20 protein-coding genes and 1 tRNA gene are annotated in these 18189 nt (G+C 62.4%); 6 read left to right on the forward strand and 15 right to left on the reverse strand.

What is annotated here, in order from left to right; genetic code table 11:
- Positions 1-189 precede the first annotated feature (189 nt).
- Positions 190-483, reverse strand: a complete 294-nt coding sequence (locus AB4Y40_RS20810; RefSeq protein WP_368689392.1) for a hypothetical protein — start codon at positions 481-483, stop codon at positions 190-192.
- Positions 484-642: 159 nt separating this feature from the next.
- Here AB4Y40_RS20810 and AB4Y40_RS20815 point away from each other — a divergent pair, with 159 nt between their 5' ends.
- The gene (locus AB4Y40_RS20815; RefSeq protein WP_368689393.1) at positions 643-1089 is read left to right on the forward strand and encodes an SRPBCC family protein; all 447 of its coding nucleotides are present in this window, start codon (positions 643-645) and stop codon (positions 1087-1089) included.
- Between the two features lie 46 nt (positions 1090-1135).
- Here the strand turns inward: AB4Y40_RS20815 and AB4Y40_RS20820 are convergent, their stop codons facing one another.
- From AB4Y40_RS20820 to AB4Y40_RS20860, 9 genes are all read right to left on the reverse strand, one after another.
- Positions 1136-2500, reverse strand: a complete 1365-nt coding sequence (locus tag AB4Y40_RS20820; RefSeq protein WP_368689394.1) for a gamma-glutamyltransferase family protein — start codon at positions 2498-2500, stop codon at positions 1136-1138.
- Positions 2497-2631, reverse strand: a complete 135-nt coding sequence (locus tag AB4Y40_RS20825) for a hypothetical protein (protein ID WP_368689395.1) — start codon at positions 2629-2631, stop codon at positions 2497-2499. Before AB4Y40_RS20825 ends, AB4Y40_RS20820 begins: the two co-directional genes overlap by 4 nt.
- Positions 2632-3086: 455 nt before the next feature.
- Positions 3087-4322, reverse strand: coding sequence for a hypothetical protein (locus AB4Y40_RS20830; protein WP_368689396.1), 1236 nt, complete (start codon positions 4320-4322; stop codon positions 3087-3089).
- Positions 4323-4733: 411 nt separating this feature from the next.
- The gene (locus AB4Y40_RS20835) at positions 4734-5003 is read right to left on the reverse strand and encodes a conjugal transfer protein TraJ (RefSeq protein ID WP_368689397.1); all 270 of its coding nucleotides are present in this window, start codon (positions 5001-5003) and stop codon (positions 4734-4736) included.
- A 433-nt stretch (positions 5004-5436) separates the two neighbouring features.
- Positions 5437-5512: transfer RNA gene (locus AB4Y40_RS20840), tRNA-Ala, on the reverse strand.
- Positions 5513-5577: 65 nt separating this feature from the next.
- The gene (locus tag AB4Y40_RS20845; protein WP_368689398.1) at positions 5578-5913 is read right to left on the reverse strand and encodes a c-type cytochrome; all 336 of its coding nucleotides are present in this window, start codon (positions 5911-5913) and stop codon (positions 5578-5580) included.
- Positions 5913-6695, reverse strand: coding sequence for a BON domain-containing protein (locus AB4Y40_RS20850; RefSeq protein ID WP_324159678.1), 783 nt, complete (start codon positions 6693-6695; stop codon positions 5913-5915). The genes AB4Y40_RS20845 and AB4Y40_RS20850 overlap by 1 nt, the downstream gene beginning before the upstream one ends.
- Positions 6696-6723: 28 nt before the next feature.
- Complete coding sequence (locus AB4Y40_RS20855) at positions 6724-7311, reverse strand: phosphoheptose isomerase (protein WP_069265196.1); 588 nt, start codon at positions 7309-7311, stop codon at positions 6724-6726.
- A gap of 113 nt (positions 7312-7424) precedes the next feature.
- Positions 7425-7952 (reverse strand): YraN family protein, encoded by a 528-nt coding sequence (locus tag AB4Y40_RS20860; protein ID WP_368689399.1) that lies wholly within the window; start codon positions 7950-7952, stop codon positions 7425-7427.
- Between AB4Y40_RS20860 and rsmI the strand changes: the two genes are divergently transcribed.
- Positions 7951-8853: a 16S rRNA (cytidine(1402)-2'-O)-methyltransferase gene (gene rsmI, locus AB4Y40_RS20865; protein WP_368689400.1), complete on the forward strand. Its 903-nt coding sequence runs from the start codon at positions 7951-7953 to the stop codon at positions 8851-8853. The two genes, AB4Y40_RS20860 and rsmI, sit on opposite strands and share 2 nt — an antisense overlap.
- Positions 8854-9007: 154 nt before the next feature.
- On the opposite strand, the gene AB4Y40_RS20870 is transcribed toward rsmI, so the two are convergent.
- Entirely contained in the window at positions 9008-9607 is a 600-nt protein-coding gene (locus AB4Y40_RS20870; RefSeq protein WP_342924392.1) for a septal ring lytic transglycosylase RlpA family protein, read from the reverse strand.
- A gap of 769 nt (positions 9608-10376) precedes the next feature.
- Here AB4Y40_RS20870 and AB4Y40_RS20875 point away from each other — a divergent pair.
- The 3 genes from AB4Y40_RS20875 to AB4Y40_RS20885 all read left to right on the forward strand — a co-directional run bounded on the left by AB4Y40_RS20875 (position 10377) and on the right by AB4Y40_RS20885 (position 12216).
- Positions 10377-11021, forward strand: coding sequence for an MBL fold metallo-hydrolase (locus AB4Y40_RS20875; RefSeq protein ID WP_069265200.1), 645 nt, complete (start codon positions 10377-10379; stop codon positions 11019-11021).
- A 14-nt stretch (positions 11022-11035) separates the two neighbouring features.
- On the forward strand, positions 11036-11668 hold the full coding sequence (locus tag AB4Y40_RS20880; protein ID WP_368689401.1) for an exonuclease: 633 nt from the start codon (positions 11036-11038) through the stop codon (positions 11666-11668).
- A gap of 77 nt (positions 11669-11745) precedes the next feature.
- Positions 11746-12216, forward strand: coding sequence for an Lrp/AsnC family transcriptional regulator (locus AB4Y40_RS20885; RefSeq protein ID WP_174479506.1), 471 nt, complete (start codon positions 11746-11748; stop codon positions 12214-12216).
- Between the two features lie 61 nt (positions 12217-12277).
- Here AB4Y40_RS20885 and AB4Y40_RS20890 read toward each other — a convergent pair whose 3' ends face one another.
- The 3 genes from AB4Y40_RS20890 to AB4Y40_RS20900 all read right to left on the reverse strand — a co-directional run bounded on the left by AB4Y40_RS20890 (position 12278) and on the right by AB4Y40_RS20900 (position 15162).
- Positions 12278-13459, reverse strand: coding sequence for a cation diffusion facilitator family transporter (locus AB4Y40_RS20890; protein ID WP_368689402.1), 1182 nt, complete (start codon positions 13457-13459; stop codon positions 12278-12280).
- A gap of 294 nt (positions 13460-13753) precedes the next feature.
- On the reverse strand, positions 13754-14062 hold the full coding sequence (locus AB4Y40_RS20895) for an H-NS family nucleoid-associated regulatory protein (protein ID WP_069265202.1): 309 nt from the start codon (positions 14060-14062) through the stop codon (positions 13754-13756).
- 413 nt (positions 14063-14475) lie between these two features.
- Positions 14476-15162, reverse strand: a complete 687-nt coding sequence (locus AB4Y40_RS20900) for a HugZ family protein (RefSeq protein WP_368689403.1) — start codon at positions 15160-15162, stop codon at positions 14476-14478.
- Positions 15163-15316: 154 nt separating this feature from the next.
- On the opposite strand from AB4Y40_RS20900, the gene AB4Y40_RS20905 reads away from it, so the two are divergent.
- On the forward strand, positions 15317-16537 hold the full coding sequence (locus AB4Y40_RS20905) for an MFS transporter (RefSeq protein ID WP_069265204.1): 1221 nt from the start codon (positions 15317-15319) through the stop codon (positions 16535-16537).
- Between the two features lie 127 nt (positions 16538-16664).
- Here AB4Y40_RS20905 and AB4Y40_RS20910 read toward each other — a convergent pair whose 3' ends face one another.
- A complete protein-coding gene (locus AB4Y40_RS20910; RefSeq protein ID WP_342924397.1) occupies positions 16665-17810 on the reverse strand; it encodes a branched-chain amino acid ABC transporter substrate-binding protein in 1146 nt (381 codons plus the stop codon).
- Between the last annotated feature and the right edge of the window lie 379 nt (positions 17811-18189).

Below are 18189 nucleotides of genomic sequence, written 5' to 3' on the forward strand. Positions count from 1 at the left end.
TTCTGCGCCGCGCGTGCAACGCGCGCGGCAGAGAGAGAAATAAGCGGCACGCCCACGAAAACCTCCGCCGCCGGAAATCCGGTGGCTTTGCCCGGACTGCGGTCCGGGCCTTTTTCCTCCTTCCCTCTCGCGACGCATGCGGCCCGCTTTCTAGCACGGGCGGCGCGCGAAGGCGGCGCGCCCGCTGGGCTAGAAGCCGTGGGTGACGAGCGAGAGCACGGAAAGATCGGGGTGTGTGCCGTCGATGATGCTGCGGCCCACGTGCACCGCCTCTTCGGTGGCGTCCTGCTCGCTGCGCCAGGTTTCGTCGCCGTCCGCGTGATACGCGACCGTGTGGCCCGGCTTCGCGGGATTCGCGCCGGGATGGCAAACGTAGGCCGTGTAGGTGTAGCGGTTCGCGCCTTCTTCGGCGGGCGTGGCGCTGACGTGAATCTCGAAGCCTTCGTAGTCGACCTGATGCATCGCAAGCGGTTGAGCGCTCATGGTGACCTCCGGGTGCCGCGGGTTAGCGGCTGCGGGCTATCCGGCCGATGGGTATGCGGCCAGGTGTTCGGTATTGATTCGGTATTGGGAAGTTTAGGCGATGGGTCCCGGGCGGGTGGCCTACTATTGCAGGGCATCCACCACTCTGGGAGCTGAGATATGGCATCGAACACCGTCCGCCTGCATCGTGTGCTGCGCGCGCCGCCCGAGCGCATCTACCGCGCCTTTCTCGACGCGAGTGCAGTCGTGAAATGGCTGCCGCCCAACGGCTTCACCTGCACGGTTCATGAACTCGACGCAAAAGTCGGCGGCCGCTACCGGATGTCGTTCAAGAATTTCACGGCCGGCCACGGTCATTCGTTCGGCGGCGAATATCTCGAACTCGTGCCGAACGAGCGTTTGCGATACACCGGTGTGTTCGAAGACCAGCACCTGCCCGGCACCATGCAGACGACGGTGGATCTGCGCGCGGTGTTCTTCGGCGCGGAAATGACCGTCGTGCAGGAAGGCATACCGGAGATCATTCCGGTCGAGGCGTGTTATCTGGGCTGGCAGGAGTCTTTGGCGCTGCTCGCGAAGCTGGTCGAGGCCGAGATCAAGCAGTGACGAAAAAGGGGCGCTCGCGCCCCTTTCTTTTCGACCGCATGCCGCTTCAATACCCGAGCGCGCAGCCGTCCTTGCGATGATCGGACGCGCCGGTCAACACACCCCGCTCCCAGTCGATGCGGATCGCCTGCGAACCACCAATCGGCCGGGCAGCGGGCACGAGCTTGAAGCCGCGATCCGCGAGCACGGCGCGCGCGTTGGCGGGCAAGGTCGATTCGATTTCCACGGTGCCCGTGCCTGGGCGCGGAAAGACGCGCGGCAGATCCATCGCCGCCTGCATGTCGAGGGCGTAATGCAGCACCTTCGAAAGGAAGTGCGCGTGGCCCATGGCCTGATAGTGGCCGCCCATCACGCCGAAACTCATTTGCACGCGACCGTCGCGCGCGACCATCCCGGGAATGATGGTGTGCAGCGGACGCTTGTGCGGCGCAATCGCGTTGGGGTGTCCTGGCTCGACCGAGAAGCTCATGCCGCGGTTGTGCAGCATCACGCCGGATTCCTTGCCCATCAGCCCGCTGCCAAATGGATAGAACAACGAATTGATGAAGCTCACGCAGTTGCGATCGTGATCGACGACGGTGATGTAGACCGTGTCGCGGTGCTCGACCTGGGTGAGCGCGGCGGCCGGGTCCAGGACGCTTTCGAGGTCGATGCGGCTACGCAGGCTGTCCACGTAGTCGTCGGAAAGCAGGCGTTCGACATCGACGCCGCCATGGCGCGGGTCGCCTAGCACGGCGTCGCGTACTGCATAGGCGAGCTTGGCCGCCTCGATCTCGCGATGCAGACGGTCGGGGTCGAGCGGACTGCCTTCGGCGTCGTATTTGTCGAGCAGGCGCAGCAACAGCAGTGCGATCACGCCCTGCCCCGCCGGCGGGCATTCGATCACGTCGTAGCCGCGGAATTTCGCGCGAATCGGCGTGACGTATTCGCCGCGGAACTCGGCGAAGTCTTCCAGCGTGTGCAGTCCGCCGTGCGCCTGAAGCTGCGCGACGAGATCGGCCGCAACGGCGCCGCGGTAGAACGCGTCGCGGCCCGATTCGGCGATGGCGCGCAGCGTGTTCGCGAGGCGCGGCTGACGGTGCGTACTTCCCGCTCGCGGCGCTGCGCCTTCGACGAGCATCGTTGTCCGCGCGACCTGGTCGCGCGAAAGCGTTTCGACTTCTGCCGCCCAGTCGTGCGCTGTGCGCGGCGCGACGGCGTAGCCTTCTTCCGCGTAACGGATTGCCGGGGCAAGCACGTCGCGCAGCGGCAGCCGGCCGTGATCGCGATGAAGCGTGGTCCATGCGTCCACCGCGCCCGGCACCGTGACGGCGTGCGGCGAATGGCGCGCGATGGTTTCCACGCCCATGGCGCGCAGACGCTCGGCGCTCGCTGCAGCGGGGGCCCAGCCGGAGCCGTCGTAGGCGATCACGTCATCCGTGCCGCCGCGCGAATAGAGCGCGAAACAGTCCGCTTCACCATGCCGCCGAAGCGCTGCCAGCCCGTTTCGTCGCCCACGGTGTGTTTCACGTCTAGCACGTAGTCGATCGCACCCAGGTACACACGCAACACCTTTACGACAAACTCTTCCAGGCCGGGTGTCGATTGCCAAGGCTGCGGGGGAAGGAATGGGTAACGACAATGCTGGAAAAACGGAGTGCCAAGGCAGAAACCACCAGGGGTGCAGCTGGAGCTTCCTGAGAAGTCGATGGAAGGCCTTCTGTCCCTGCGTGAAAAGACCGAGGCGGCCCCGTTTGCCGAACTGATGAGGAAGCACTTCGGCTATATGAGAACGTGTTCAAGCAGCATGAGGACGGAAAACGCCTCTTTCTGAAAGAACCACAGGGACAGTTGAGTACGAGGCGTTCTATTGAAAGCCCCTACCCCCTCAGACAAACGCCCGCTTCTGGGCGCTTGTCTTTATCGATCCGCCTGCGATCAGCAGAACGCGAATCAAAGGCCTACTTCATTATTTGCTCGCCTAAGCCAACCTGTCGACCGTGCTACTTAGGGAGCGGTTAGGAACGGTCGACGCTTTCGTTCTCTGACTGAACGAAATTTGCTCGCATTAATAGATTTCTGTGCTCGATAAACTTCTTAAACCGCTCGAATAGGTAGAAGTCAAGTTGCACGCAGTTTTTCGAGGCCGACACGAACGTGGTTAATTCCCACATATCCATGACATGGACAAAGGCGCCTGCCTCATGGGCGAAGCTAAGACATGCATTGACAATGTCTTGTCGATCACCAAAAGGGAGTATCTCTGCAACAAGGATAATTACGTGCGGAGGACCAGAACGATCGAATTTTAGCGGCGCTCCGTCCCGTGTGCTAATTGGACATCCGGCTCGAATGGACGCAATCGCTCCTTTGCACTGATTTAACGCCTTAACGATGTGTTTGTCCTGGTTTTTAGTTTTCCGCTCCATGGACTGGTCAGGTGCAACTGACAAGACACTCAACGCCTTGGACTCAACTAAGAATAATCCCGTCAATTCTTCGTCGGTGTAGTAACAGAGGATGTCGATGAGCTCACGCTCCTTTTTTCCCTCTATTACACTAGGACTCTTTACAATACCAACTGGGAATAGGCTCTCCAACAGGTGCCAGGCGTTCACCTCCTGCCCCCCTCCCTCGTCAGTTTGGTTAGCCCGATACGCGTGGTTCTCGACGATCCCTACCGCATGAATATTAATGAAATACAGTGTCTCAATTTCAACCGGCAGCCAGACAAAGTCTAACGGGGGTGAATCGCCCTCGATTGACGGGGGATCTATCACCTCATGCATTGCGTCTAGCACTGCATTGCAGTGCCGGTTAAACACACCAAAGTAAGGTGTTTTGACGTGGTGTATTTTTCCGATGGCTTGAGCCGAAACAATCCTATCTGGTTTGCATTCCGCCCATGCGACACTTCTGCAAAGCTCGTCAAAAAAGAAAAGCGGGGTAGAGCTCCGCGTCAATATATCCAAGATCGCACGATGCTGAATGGCATTCCTTTGAATGCGAAAATAAGTAACCGGCGAAACCGGGTCGTCATGCACACGCACGCCTATACCAAGATAGTGCGCTCCTTCGACTGCACACATACCAATCAAAAATTCGATTCGCGAACCACGCGATATCGCCTTAATCACGCTTGAAGGAGCCTTTACCAAGATGGCATGCGTATCTGATCCTTGAGCTGGCACGAACCACAGCCCCCCTCCCTCCGGCTGCATTTCAGCCAATACGTCATGGGCAGGAAGGTGCATTGTGTCTCCCTATATTTTTTTGGTGGCTCAACTAAGCCTAGCTATAAATTAACACGCCCGCACGCAATTAAACGAGCTAGGTCTCACAAAAAGAGAGCGATCGAAGGATATGCTCCATCGGCATTCCCTTTGATCGATGACTCCGCTTCCGTCTGGACTCAAATCGTCCGGTGTCGACTAAGGTTTTGGGTCTGGTTCGGCATTTTACCCGTCGGCGGTTCGTTCGCCGCAAATTTGGCTATTAAACGTTCAGCGTCGGAGTCCGAGGGTGAATCGCTACCTGCGACCACCTTCATGCGTTGAGCCTAATGGATCTTAAATTTTTGATCTTGGCTCGCTGATTAGCTTGAACAGTGCGTTCTGCGTGGTAACGATTCGATCGAGGACGCGATGAATGACACTACGCAAGTGTTACGGGTCTTGCCCTGCCAATTTCTTGCTGTTCGTCAGCCGCAGCTTCAACAAGCCACCCAAGCGCCCCTGGTCCCCGTTGATCTTCGCAAGCTCCCCGACGAGCTCGGCCTCAATGACATCGTCAATCTTGTAATCGATACCGACGTCATGCAAATACCGCGACACACCCAGGCCAGCGTCGCGCGGGTTCGCCTCGATAAGCGCCCTTTCTTGAGGTAGGCACCAAACGCGAATGGGTTCGCGCTTTCTGCGAGGTGTGTCGTTCATCGGTGTCCAGTCGGTGGACTTGACCGGCTCAAACTCGAGCCATCCTATCGCGCGTCAGACGTCGAGTCGTACGCTGCGAACCCCTGTTCGTTTTGCTCCGCCGAGGAGCGGACGAAACTTCGTCGTATTGCGCAGTAGGAAGTGCGTGCAGCGTTGCGCCGGTACGCCGAATGTGCCGGCCTCTACGGCCTTTGACAGACCACCTATGGGAGTTCGCCATGGATACGTCGGACGACGGAGCCTAAAGGTCGGGGAGGCGCTCCAGACATTTTGCTCACGGTCATTCCAAAGAAGTTACCCCCTTCTTCCCCTGTACCGCCTTCGCCTGCTATCTGCCACAAATCTCCCACATCCCGTATGCGAAAGTCTGCTCCAGAAAGCAAAACAACGCACTACATCGACAGACGTAGTGCGTTGTTTTTAAAGCAATTCTTGGTGGAGCGGAGGAGGATCGAACTCCCGACCTTCGCATTGCGAACGCGACGCTCTCCCAGCTGAGCTACCGCCCCAACGAATCACCGATTCTACACACAAAATCCGTTTTGCCAAGCGTCAAATTTGACCCCAAGCAAAACTACTTCGAAGGCGCTCCAGCGAGCACCCAGGTCACGACAGAATGGATATCGGCGGCGCTCATCCCAGGGTGAGAAGGCATAGGAATAGCCCCCCAGACCCCGGCCCCACCGTCCCGCACTTTCTTCTCCAGCTTGGCCTGGGCCGCGGCATCGCCTTTGTACTTCGTAGCGACATCCCTAAACGACGGCCCAACAAGCTTGCGATCCACCGCATGGCACCCCATGCAAGCATTCGCCTGAGCGACCTTCAACCCATCCGCCACAGCAGAAAAAGCCGGCGAAGCGAACCCAACAAGAGCCCCAGCAACCACAACCCCACCAACCAAACGCCGCATCACAAAGCCCCCGTATTCCCCGGCTTCGTAGCCGACGAATTCGTCACGGGCGCGGGCGCCTGGTGCTCAATAGGCTGCGAGGTCACGCCCGAATCAGGCACCGCCCCCACCGTCGGCGCATCGGCAGCAGGCGCCGCCGCGGGCGCACTGGCTGCAGCCGCCGTCGCCACCGCCGCCTGTTGCGCGTCGATGTACTGGTAGCACTTCACCACCTGCGCCACGCCCATCACCCCGGCCGTCGCGTTGGCGGCGATATTGCCTTCATCCGGCGTAACGAGGCCCATCAGATAGATCGTGCCACGCTCGCTCACCACCTTGAAGTTGTTCGCGGAGATGCCCTTATAGGCAATCAGTTCCGCCTTCACGCGTCCTTCGAGGTACGAGTCGTTCGCGCGGTCGGAGAACGAGCTGGCCGGCTGCACCGCCAGCTCGTTGACGATCGAAGCGACGTTCGTCACGGCTCGCACGATGCTCTCGGCCTTCTGCTTCGAGGCGTCGTCGGGCACTTCACCCGTGATCAGCACGCGCTGGTTGAACACCGCCACGTTCACGTGCGCCGTATCGGGCAGTTGCTTGCCGAGATCGGCGAGCGCCTTCACCTGGATCTCGCGGTCCTCGGTTTGCGATCCCACCGTGCGGCGGTCGGTTGCCACCAGCGCCGTGCCCCCCGCCGCGCCCGCCAGCGCCAGGAAGCAGCCCTGCAGGCTTGCGCAGAGTGAGGCTGCGAAGCCGATCGTCAGCGTGGTCCGTGCCAGCGCGCGCGTCATGCCGTATCTGCTCATCAACTTCCCCTCTCTTCGTCTTACGGTGTCAGTCTTCGCCCAGCAGCATCGCGTCGATGCCGTCGCACAGGCAGTGAATAGTTAACAGATGCACTTCCTGAACACGCGCCGTCCGGTCGCTCGGCACGCACAGCTGAATGTCGGTATCGGCGAGCACGCTGTTCACGTCGCCGCCGCCCTTGCCGGTCAGCGCGATCACGACCATTTCGCGTTCGTGCGCTTCCTGAATGGCGGCCAGCACGTTTACGGAGTTGCCCGAGGTCGTGATGGCGAGCAGCACGTCGCCAGGCTGGCCGAGCGCGCGCACCTGCTTCGCGAATACCTGCTCGTACGCGTAGTCGTTGGCGACTGCGGTGAGCACCGAGGCGTCGGTGGTCAGCGCGAGCGCGGGCAGGCCCGGACGTTCGCGCTCGAACCGGCCGATCAGTTCGGCGGCCAGCTGCTGGGCGGTGGCGGCGGATCCGCCATTGCCACACGCGAGAATCTTGTTGCTGTTCGCGAGCGCGGCGAACATCGTATCGACCGCGGCGGCAATCGGGACCGCCAGGGTTTCCATGGCCGCGAGCGTAGTGGCTGCGCTATCGCGGAAGTGCTGTTGAATGCGTTCGACGGACATCGACTCTCTAATCTGTACTGCGGGTATCGCAAAATTTCCGCGTGGTGCGGCGTGCCGCAAGTTTAGCGCACTCGAGGGCGTTCATTTTCACCCTTCTTTCCATTGCGTAAGTTTTAGCTCTGGTGGGCTTCCGGTTGAAACGCGTCGCGCAGCCACACGAGCCGGCCGCTCTCGAACGCGATCACGTCGAAGCGGCACGCGGGCGGCGTTCGCGCTTGCGTGGCCGCTTTCCCGTTCGCATCGGCGGCGCGCCATGTCGCGAGAAAGTAGCGCGCCGCGCGCAGCACGCGCTGCTGTTTGCGCCACCCCACGCTCGCCGCCGCGCCGCCGAATTCCGGCCGCGCGCGTGCTCGCACTTCCACGAAAACCAGCGTGCCGTCGCGCTCGCGCATCACGAGATCGAGTTCGCCGCCGCGGCAGTTCACGTTGCGCGCGACCAGCTCGAGGCGCTCGCGACGCAAAAACGCCAGCGCGTGCGCTTCGAAACGCGCGCCTGTCGCACGGCGTTGGGCATTCGACTGCGCTCGCGCGCGAAAGTTGTCGACGCGTGCACTTTCGTTCGCGCCGCTTCCCTCGGGTGCGCCCGCGCCCGCATGGCACAATGTCGGCCTCTTTTCCTGCTTTCGCGCGTTGCGTGTCATGACGTCCCTCTCGTCCCCCTTCGAACTCGCACAGGCCCAGCAGTATCCGGCCGCCACGCTGTACGTCGTGGCCACGCCCATCGGCAATGTCGCCGACATCACTTTGCGCGCGCTGCACGTGCTCGGCCTCGTCGATCGCATCGCCGCCGAAGACACGCGCAACACCGGCCAGCTCCTCGCGCGCTACGGTATTTCGAAGCCGCTCGTCGCCGTGCACGAGCACAACGAGCGCGAGGCGGCGCAGCGCGTGATCGAATTTCTGCGCGCGGGCGAGCGCGTGGCCTGCGTTTCGGACGCCGGCACGCCCGGCATTTCCGATCCGGGCGCGAAACTCGTGGACGCCGTGCGCGCCGCCGGCCTGAACGTCGTGCCGCTGCCTGGCGCGAGCGCACTCGCGACGGCGCTTTCCGCTGCCGGCGACTGGGTCTCGACCTTCACGTTCCTCGGTTTTCTGCCGCCCAAGCTCAAGCAGCGCGCAGCCGCCTTGCAGCCGCTGGCCGCGCATACGCACGCGATGGTGTTTTACGAAGCCCCGCATCGCATCGTCGAAACCGTGCAGTCGCTCGCCGATGCGTTCGGTCCCGCGCGCCGCATCCTCATCGCCCGCGAATTGACGAAGCTACACGAGTCGCTCTGGAGCGGCACCCTGGCCGAAGCGCCAACGTGGCTCGCTGGGGATGCGAACCGTCAGCGCGGCGAGTTCGTGCTGGTGGTGGAAGGCGCGAGCGAGCAGGCGGAAGGCGAAGCCGATCACGACGCGCTTTTGCGCGTGCTGCTTCAGGAAGTGCCGGTGAAGGGCGCGGCGAAGATCGCGGCGGCGCTCACGGGTGCGTCGCGCAATGCGCTCTACGCGCGGGCGCTGGAATTGAAGGGTGAAGGCGAGGAAGAAGCGGACGACTGAACCGCCAGCCGAAGCTGCCAAAAGCACGAGCCGGAAAAACCGAAGGGCCGCCTGAGTCAATCAGGCGGCCCTTCGCGTATGTATCCAGCGGTACCAGGCGGTTCAGCTTCGGGCGCGTCGCGGCGCACCCAGCGCCACGCCCAAACGAACGCGCTTAGTGATCGATGTTCGAGTTCGCGGCAAGCATATCCGCTTGCGCTGCCTTCGCTTCCTGGCGCGTGAGGCCTTCGATGTCCACCTTCGCCGTACCCGCGTGCTGCACGCCAAGGAGCTTGGCGGCGGCATACGAGAGGTCGAGTACACGGCCACGTGCGTACGGGCCACGGTCGTTGATCTTCACCACCACCCACTTCGACGTGCCGGGCACGCTCACCCGCACATACGAGCCGAGCGGCAGCGTGCGGTGCGCAGCCGTGAGCGCCTTCATGTTGAAGCGCTCGCCGCTTGCGGTGCGGCGGCCGTGGAACGCGCGGCCGTACCACGAGGCGCGGCCGGTCTGGTGGAACGAGTGGACGTCCGGGCTGTTCTCGTCGATCGCCTCGGCGTTCGCGAGCGAGTTGTCCTTGGCGGTGCCCGATGCGGGCAGCGCAGCGAGCGCGGAGCCGTAGCCCTGCGGCGCGGTGAAAGCGGCATCCTTCGTACGAAGGGCGTCGCTGGATGCCTGGTCCTGCTGGGCAGGCGGCATGGCACAACCGGCCAGAATGGACACGGCCGCGAGACTCCCGAGTCGTCGTCGAGTCAGTCTAAGGTTCATAACATTGCCATCACGTTCTCGAAGCCTGTCCCGCGCCATATGTGCGCGTTGTCGGAAAAGCTTCGGCGGTCGCGGGCAAAGCTTCGCCATCGCTCGCCTGGAATGAAAAAGGCGAACGCGTGCCAATGCCCGGATGCAGCCCTAATAAGCCGCTAACCGCTAGTTATCTTTCACGTCTGGCGCAACCTGTCCCCGGCAGCCTGACCAGACCCCACATGCCGCCATCGAACGATGAAGCTCGTTCAGGCGCGCCGGAAACTCTCGGCGCACAGGAACGGCGGCGTAGGCCCCACCCAGCGTCACGGCATGTAGGCCGTTGCAGGCGCGTGGCACCTGGCTGGGCAAGACGTGCGGCGTCGAACGGATCGACACCTGATTTGCTATCTTGTAAGGCAGCCTGTTTCGGCCCGCCTAGAACGACAGCACTGCTTGACGGCGATGTATGCGACCTCTTTTTTTACGAAGGTCACACCGCCCTTTGAAAGCACGAATTCCGTGCGTGATGGGTCGCATTATACCCAAAAGTTATTCCTGTCACGCCTGTGCCTCACAAATCTCCATGATTTTTCACTATTGATGTAACAAAGCCGTTCGCCTTGCGCCGCCGCATCCCTTGTCAGACAAGGGATTGAGGCCGTCGCGAGCGGCGTCGGCGGCGCTTCCTGCACCCCGGTACAATCGATCCTTTGGCTGGGGCCGTCGGCACGCACCGGCGCTTTCGAAGCGTTGCCGCGCCCGCCCCGCGAGACCCGAACCCCACGATCCCCGCATGAAAGTCACGCTGATTCCCGTCACGCCGTTCCAGCAAAACTGCTCGCTGCTCGTCGACGAAACGACGAACCGCGCCGCCGTCGTCGATCCGGGCGGCGACCTCGAACGCATCGAGGCTGAAATCGAGCGTCAGGGCGTGCAGCTGGAAAAGGTGCTGCTCACCCATGGCCACCTCGACCACTGCGCCGGCGCGAAGGCGCTCGCCACGAAGTTCGGCGTGCCGATCGAAGGGCCGCAGGAGGACGAGCGCTTCTGGATCGACCAGTTGCCGCAGCAGAGCGTGCGCTTCGGCTTCGGCCACGCCGAGGCGTTCGAGCCCACGCGCTGGCTTCAAGACGGCGACACGGTGCGCTTCGGCGGCGAGGAACTCGAGGTCTATCACTGCCCCGGGCACACGCCGGGTCACGTGATCTTCTTCAGCCGCAAGCACCGGGTCGCGACGGTCGGCGACGTGCTGTTCGCGGGATCGATCGGCCGCACGGACTTTCCGCGCGGCAATCATGCGGACCTGATCCGTTCGATCCGCGAAAAGCTCTGGCCGCTGGGCGACGACGTCACGTTCGTGCCGGGCCATGGCCCGGTTTCGACCTTCGGCGAGGAGCGCCGCTCCAACCCTTACGTAGCAGATGGCGTACCTGGATGAGAGTGAAAAGTACGATGAATCAAGCCGCTATTGAGGAGATTTACGTCAGCACCGACGTCGAGGCCGATGGTCCCATTCCGGGCCCGCATTCGATGCTGAGTTTCGCTTCGGCCGCGTACACCGCCGACAAGCATTTGATCGCCACGTTCTCGGCCAATCTCGAGATGCTGGAAGGCGCGGCGCCGCATCCGGTGCAGGCCGCCTGGTGGGAGACGCAGCCCGAGGCCTGGGCCGCGTGCCGCAAGGATCTGCAGGACCCGGCGGCGGCGCTCGTCGCCTATGTGGAATGGGTCGAGGCACTGCCCGGCAAGCCGGTGTTCGTGGCGATGCCGGCGGGCTTCGATTTCACCTTCATGTTCTGGTACATGATGCGTTTCGCCGGGCGTTGTCCGTTCTCGTGGTCGGCGCTCGACATCAAGACGCTCGCCTTCGCGATGACGGGCCTGCCGTACCGCAAGTGCATCAAGCCGCGCTTTCCGAAGCACTGGTTCGACGATCATCCGCACACGCATGTCGCGCTCGACGACGCGATCGAGCAAGGCGCCCTCTTTTGCAACATGCTGGCCGACCTGCGCGCACAGCAAGCCGCGCTCGCAGCAGATGGGGACGACTCAGGGCAAAACGCCGCGAGCACTCCGGCAAATTAGGTAATCTCCCTCATCATCTGCGCTTCGCATTGCGTTCTGTTCTCCTGGCCTCTACCATTCAGGAATACAGCGACGCAATGGAGGCGCAGTTGACACTCGATACGTTCTCTCAGAAGATCCTGCGCCTGCTGCAGCTCGACGCGCGCCGTTCGGTGCAGGAAATTTCCGATCAGGTGGGGCTCTCCAGCACGCCGTGCTGGCGCCGTATCAAGGACATGGAACAGTCGGGCGTGATCCAGCGCTACACGGCGCTGCTCGATCGCGAAAAGCTTGGCCTGCACGTCTGCGCGCTCGCGCATATCCATCTCACGCGCCACACCGAAGGCGGTGTCGAAGCCTTCGAACGTGAGATCGCCACCTGCCCCGAAGTCACCGAGTGTTACAGCACCACGGGCGAATCGGACTACATCCTCAAGATCGTTGCGCCCGACATCAAGGCCTACGACGCCTTCCTGCACGAACGCATCTTCCGCATTCCCGCCGTGGCGCAGGTGCGTACGAGCGTCGTGCTGCGGGAAATCAAGTTCGATACGCAATTGCCGCTGTGAAGCGATAACGGCGCGGTGGCTTCACTGCCGCGCCGCGCGCGTGCCAACCGCGTGGTGAGATTCAATGCGCCTCGTGCGGTTTGACGGGCACGGCCAGCGCGCCATGTGCATCGACCGACTGCATGACGTCGAGCTTGCTCGCGCCGAGGCTCGCGCGCAGCGCTTCGAGGTCCATCGAGGCCGCGCGGCGCGCGTCGTCCGCCGCGGCCAGCACCACCTGAATCTCCAGCCCCGTGCTCAAGTAGTGCAGCGTGATGCCTTCGATGTGCACGTCATGCTCCGCCAGCGCGTTTCGCAAGCGCTTGGCGACATCGTCGCGCGCAGGCAGGTTGGCCACGGACCGCACGTGCATGTCGTCTTCGGGATCGACGTGAATCAGCGCGTCGAGCACGCGTGCATCGGTGAGCAGGCGCGCGCGCGCCGACTCCGCGATGTAGTGCCCTTCCGAAACCGAAATCAGCGGATCGACGAGGATGTGCGCATCCACGAGCGCGAGGTCTCCCGTCTTGCGGGTGCGCATCTCGTGCACGTCGAGCACGCCCGGCGTGCCCATCAGCAGCGCGCGCAGGTCCGCGGCGGTGGCTTCGTCGAGCGCGCGGTCCGAGAGGTCCTGCAGCGCGTCCCAGCCGAACACCCAGCCCATGCGCGCGACCATGAAGCCGACGATGGCCGCCGCGATCGGATCGAGCAGTCGCACGCCCGCGAGACTGCCCACAATGCCGATCGCCACGACGAGCGACGAAGCCGCGTCCGAGCGCGCATGCCACGCATTGGCGATCAGCATGGCCGAGCGCACGCGCTGCGCCTCGCGCAGCATGTAGCGAAAGAGACCTTCCTTGGAAACCAGCACGAGGAGCGCGACGACCAGCGCGCTCACGTGCAGCGCGGGAATATCGCCGAGATTCATGATGCGCGTGCCGGCGCGCACCAGCATGCCGACGCCCACCGCAATCAATAATGCGCCAAGGAATAACGACGCGACCGTCTCATAACGGCTGTGGCCGTAGTTATGATCGGCGTCCGGCTTTGCGCCGCTATGCCGGTTGGCCAGCAGCACGACGAAGTCGGAAACGATATCGGCCAGCGAATGAACGCCATCGGCGATCAACGCCTGCGAATGCGCAAACACGCCAATGACGATTTGCAGCACCACCAGAACACTATTGACGGCAACGCTGACCCAGGTCGTGCGGCGCGCGACCTCGTGTTTATCTGATAACGGCGGGGCGGAGGAGGAAGTCATGCGCGGCGCGAGAGCAAATTAGGGAATAACCGCGATTGTAGCGACTGCATGCGACGATTTTATGGATAACCCTAAAAATCTCTTTTAAATCAGATGCCTACAATACCAAGAAGCATTCTCATTCATGTCAAGGATACGCTTCGATCCAATCGCGCGTGGCGCAGAAAATCAAAAAGCCGCGCGTCCCCGGACTGCGCGGCTTCTTGTTTTCGAGAATCGGGAGATACCTCGCCCGACTCCGCTGCTGCTTTCACTCATGCACAGCGCGTTCAAACGCGCCGCTGACAAGTTGATTTACTTCTGGATCAGAAAACGATCGCGGTCTTGACCGGCGATCCAGCGCGGCGGCTTGCCACGGCCCGACCACGTGCTGCCGCTGTCGGGATCGCGGTATTTCGGCGCGACGCTCGCACGCGAACGGCTGGCTGCCTTCGCGGCTTTGGCGCTGGCGCGGCCGCCACCGAGTTCTGCCAGGGTAATGCCGTAGTCGGCCATTTTCTGCTTGATTTCATCGAGGACCTCGGCATATTCGCGAGCCTTCGCCTCTTCAATCTGCTTTTCCAGCTTCTCTCGCTGAGCGAGAAGTTCCTTGTAGGAAGACATAGGTGCCCTTGTGGTTTGATCTTAATGGCTACTGATCTCGCGCCAGTATGCCGATTGATAGATGCGTGCCTCGGAAATCGGTGGCGAGATTAACACAGATTTGAATGCCGGGTTGCGTGTAAGCAATAAAAATAATTAAAGCCAGATTTCCAATCCAGCGTCTTCCAGCAAGCGTCTAACTCATTGTCATTTCGTGCAAATCGGTATTTTTACTAAATCCCGCTTTCGCCAGATAAATCCACATCTCATAATTAGCAGCGGATGAAAATTAAATGCGTTGAAATACGTCAAACATTTCATCGCATGACAACTTTGAGCCAATCAACGGGGACAGAAACCGGTTGCTGCGAGGCAGCATGAGGCCACGCGCTATATAGAACGGCGGATAACGCCCGCATGGGCGGAATAAACCGTCATTGCGTATGGCGCTCTATGCAGTCCGCTAGCACCGCATGCAAGGATTGCAAATCAAGCTGTGGTGCATCGAAAACGAAGCGCGTACGAGCGCCGTCGATCACGAGATCGGCGCCGTAGCGATCCACGCCTGCGAGATCCAGGCCAGCGCGCCGCGCGGGGTGCGTTTCGAAGAAGCGGATCAGCGTGGCTTCGTCGGCAGGAGCGAGCGGCGTGAGCGTGTCGAGGTCGGCGCCGTCCATCCAGCCCATCGCGCCAAAGCCGCCGATATAGCGCAGCCGCTCGACGTGCATGACCCAGAAGGTGAAGTCGCCGAGTGCGAGATAGCGCTCGGCGTCCGGGTGATAGCGCACGTAGCGCCGCGCCAGCGCCTCGTTCGCTTCGTGGGCGGCTGAATCGACCGGCGCGACCGGTTCGAAGCGGCCGAGCAGGGTCGCGCGCGGGGCGTTCAGCACGTCGGCGTCGGGGGCGTGCGCGACGAGAAAGCCCGCGCGCGGGTCGTCGAGCAGATTGCGCGTGTGCTCGGCCAGGCGGCTCACCAGGATCACCGGACGATGCCGCGCGTCGACCGCGAACGGCAGCAGCGTGGGATACGGGAAACCGCGCGGCTCGCGCGAGTGCGTGGCGAGCGTGCCGGTGGGCGCCTGGTGCAGCAGATGCAGCGGGGCGTGAGCGGGAATCTTCAAGGGCGCGTCCTCGAATCGAACCATGGATTCTGCCGATATTAGAGCAGCCGGCCCGGCCAACGCGCTGCGACAGGCCGGTCGCACCTTCGTTAGAATCATCGTTTGCTTTCAGGCGCCTTCCTGGTCCCTTCTCTTCCTTCTGCCCGGAATTCCCGTGTCCGACCGACCGACCGATCCCGCCCTCGCCGTCGCGAGCCCAGCCGCCCATCATCGGGCGCTGCCCGCCGCCACGCGTCATCGCGCGCGCATCGCGACCATGGCGCTCTTTTTCGTCGCCGGCATGATGTACGCGTCGTGGGGCGTGCACGTGCCCACCGTGCGCGACAAATTCCATCTGAGCCCGGCGCTGCTCTCCTACGCGCTGTTCGCGGTCGCGGGCGGCTCGATCGCCGCGATGACGACCATCGGCGGCTGGATCGCGCGCGTGGGCTCGCGCCGCGCCTGCCTCACCGGCGGCCTGACGATGTCCGTGTGCGGCGCGCTGATCCTCGTGGTCCCGTATTACTGGATGCTGATCGTCGTGCTCGCCTTTTTCGGCGTGGGCATGGCCACGCTCGACGTCGCCATGAACGCCGAAGCGAGCGCCGTGGAAGAAGCCGTCGCCAAGCCGATCATGTCGGGGCTGCACGGCATGTTCAGCCTGGGCGGCATGGCGGGCGCGGCGATTGGCGGCGCGCTGCTCGCGCGCGGCATGGCGCCGGCGCTGCATCTCTTTCTCGCTTCGGCGCTGGCGGCGCTCGTGCTGTTCGTCTCGTGCCCGGCCGTCCTGCCGCACGTGCCGCACGCCACACACGGGGAGCACGCGAAAACCGGCAACCGCTGGCGCACGCCCGCGCTCTGGGCGCTCGGCGCCATCGCGCTCATCGCGCTGATCGCCGAAGGCGCAATGTACGACTGGGCCACAGTCTACATGCGCGACGTGGTGCTCTCCACACCTGCGCTCGCCAGCGCGGCCTACGCGGCGTTCTCGGGCGGCATGGCCGCGGCGCGCTTCGCCGGCGACGCCGTGCGCGCACGCTTTGGCGCGCCGCAGCTCGTGATGGCGAGCGCCTCGCTCGCGTGCGCGGGCATGATCGGCGCGCTGTTGCTGCCGTTCTCGTTCACGGCGCTCACGGGCTTCACGCTGATGGGCCTCGGCCTCGCCAACATGATGCCGGTGCTGTTCGCGGCCGCCGCGCGCGTGAAAGGCATTCACGCGGCCGAAGGGCTAGCGCACGTCGCGGGCATTGCGTATTTCGGCTTGCTGTTCGGCCCGGTGGTGATCGGCGGCATCACGCAGGTGACCAATCTCACGGTCGGGCTCGCCGTGGTGGCGTTGTGCGCGGCGCTCGTGGCGTTTGCGGGGCCGAAGGTGCTGCGGCGGCTGGGGATCTGAAAGCGCTTCTAGCGCATCGATAGCCGCGCGGCGCGCAACCCCAAACGAGAAAAAAAGCCCGCGGGCCGAAACCCGCGGGCTTTTCCAATCGCGTGAGCGAAATCGGTAAATACGCGCTAAGCGCGATTTACATCTTCACGACGTCGAGCAGCGACTTCTTGCCCGACTTGTAGTTGTACAGCGAGATCACGCCGTGCTTGAGGTCGCCCTTCGAATCGAAGGTCGTCTCGCCAATCACGCCCTTGTAGTCCGTCGTCGGCATTTCGGCGAGGATCTTTGCCGGATCCGTCGAGTTCGCACGCTTCATGGCGTCGACGATGATGTACACAGCGTCATACGTGAACGGTGCGTAGATCTGGATCGGCTGGCCGAAGCGCTTCTCGAACTTGGCTTCGAATTCCTTGCCGCCCGGCATCTTTTCGAGCGCCATGCCTGCTTCCGAACACACGATGTTGTCGGTCGCGTCGCCAGCGAGGTCGGCCAGCTTGTCGGTACAGACGCCGTCACCCGCGAGCACCTTCGCGCGCAGGCCAAGCTGCTTGGCTTGCTTGGCGAACGGGCCGCCGGTGGCGTCCATGCCGCCGTACATGATCGCGTCGGGGTTTTCGCCCTTGATCTTCGTCAGAATGGCGCGGAAGTCCACGGCCTTGTCGTTCGTCGCGTCATGCGACAGCACGTTCATGCCGAGCGACTTGGCGGTCTTCTCGAATTCGTTCGCGAGACCCTGGCCATAAGCCGTCGAGTCGTCGACCACGGCAACGGTCTTGACCTTCAGGTTCTTCGCCGCGTAGTTCGCGAGCGCCGGGCCCTGCTGGGCGTCCGTCGCCACGACACGGTAGGTCGTCTTGAAGCCTTGTTGCGTGTAGGCCGGGTTCGTGGCCGACGGCGAGATCTGCACGATGCCTGCATCGCTGTAGATCTTCGATGCCGGGATCGAAGTGCCCGAGTTCAGGTGGCCGACGACGGCAACGACCTTGTCGTCGACGAGCTTCTGCGCGACCTGGGTGGCCGTGCGCGGGTCAGCCGCGTCGTCTTGTGCGTCGAGCACGAGCGTGACCTTCTGGCCGCCGACCATGAGGCCCTTCGCGTTGATCTCTTCGACTGCGAGACGTGCGCCGTTTTCGTTGTCTTTACCGAGGTGCGCAATCCCACCCGTAAGCGGCGCGACGTGGCCAATCTTGACCGTAACGTCTGCGCTCGCTGCCGTTGCGAACGACGCGAACATAATGGCCGCAGCGCTGATCGGCAACAGCTTGTGAAGCTTGATAGTCATGTAAGTCTCCAGTTTCGAACCCAAAAGCTACGTAATCGCCCAGTGCTCCCGCGCCCCGAACGTGTCGCTCCCCGTGCGGACGACCACGCAGGATGCATCCTTGATGCACCTGGCCAGCATGGCGAATGGTCCGTTCATGGCGGGCCGCCCATCCATACTTGCGCGCAAGTGTAGGTGATCAAATTAATTTGGGGGATTTTTTTCAGATATTGGTGCGAGTACCAATATGCGTAGTGCAAGAACAGTTCGAAACCCTGATCAATCGACCGCAAGCCTTATGTAATAAGGCATCCCGACTTTGGATCCAATTATTGGGAGATTCCCTGAGAGGTCCCGCGCGAATCGTTTTTTGGATTGGTTGACGGGAGTTATTGGTGTG

The organism is Paraburkholderia sp. EG287B, assembly GCF_040965595.1.
Taxonomy (GTDB): Bacteria; Pseudomonadota; Gammaproteobacteria; order Burkholderiales; family Burkholderiaceae; genus Paraburkholderia.

What these genes read in the sequence shown, in the direction of transcription:
- AB4Y40_RS20810 (WP_368689392.1), bottom strand. Translation starts at nt 483, where the DNA reads ATGAGCGCTCAACCGCTTGCGATGCATCAGGTCGACTACGAAGGCTTC.
- AB4Y40_RS20815 (WP_368689393.1), top strand. Translation starts at nt 643, where the DNA reads ATGGCATCGAACACCGTCCGCCTGCATCGTGTGCTGCGCGCGCCGCCC.
- AB4Y40_RS20830 (WP_368689396.1), bottom strand. Translation starts at nt 4,322, where the DNA reads ATGCACCTTCCTGCCCATGACGTATTGGCTGAAATGCAGCCGGAGGGA.
- AB4Y40_RS20835 (WP_368689397.1), bottom strand. Translation starts at nt 5,003, where the DNA reads ATGAACGACACACCTCGCAGAAAGCGCGAACCCATTCGCGTTTGGTGC.
- AB4Y40_RS20845 (WP_368689398.1), bottom strand. Translation starts at nt 5,913, where the DNA reads ATGCGGCGTTTGGTTGGTGGGGTTGTGGTTGCTGGGGCTCTTGTTGGG.
- AB4Y40_RS20850 (WP_324159678.1), bottom strand. Translation starts at nt 6,695, where the DNA reads ATGAGCAGATACGGCATGACGCGCGCGCTGGCACGGACCACGCTGACG.
- AB4Y40_RS20855 (WP_069265196.1), bottom strand. Translation starts at nt 7,311, where the DNA reads ATGTCCGTCGAACGCATTCAACAGCACTTCCGCGATAGCGCAGCCACT.
- rsmI (WP_368689400.1), top strand. Translation starts at nt 7,951, where the DNA reads ATGACGTCCCTCTCGTCCCCCTTCGAACTCGCACAGGCCCAGCAGTAT.
- AB4Y40_RS20860 (WP_368689399.1), bottom strand. Translation starts at nt 7,952, where the DNA reads ATGACACGCAACGCGCGAAAGCAGGAAAAGAGGCCGACATTGTGCCAT.
- AB4Y40_RS20870 (WP_342924392.1), bottom strand. Translation starts at nt 9,607, where the DNA reads ATGAACCTTAGACTGACTCGACGACGACTCGGGAGTCTCGCGGCCGTG.
- AB4Y40_RS20875 (WP_069265200.1), top strand. Translation starts at nt 10,377, where the DNA reads ATGAAAGTCACGCTGATTCCCGTCACGCCGTTCCAGCAAAACTGCTCG.
- AB4Y40_RS20880 (WP_368689401.1), top strand. Translation starts at nt 11,036, where the DNA reads ATGAATCAAGCCGCTATTGAGGAGATTTACGTCAGCACCGACGTCGAG.
- AB4Y40_RS20885 (WP_174479506.1), top strand. Translation starts at nt 11,746, where the DNA reads ATGGAGGCGCAGTTGACACTCGATACGTTCTCTCAGAAGATCCTGCGC.
- AB4Y40_RS20890 (WP_368689402.1), bottom strand. Translation starts at nt 13,459, where the DNA reads ATGACTTCCTCCTCCGCCCCGCCGTTATCAGATAAACACGAGGTCGCG.
- AB4Y40_RS20895 (WP_069265202.1), bottom strand. Translation starts at nt 14,062, where the DNA reads ATGTCTTCCTACAAGGAACTTCTCGCTCAGCGAGAGAAGCTGGAAAAG.
- AB4Y40_RS20910 (WP_342924397.1), bottom strand. Translation starts at nt 17,810, where the DNA reads ATGACTATCAAGCTTCACAAGCTGTTGCCGATCAGCGCTGCGGCCATT.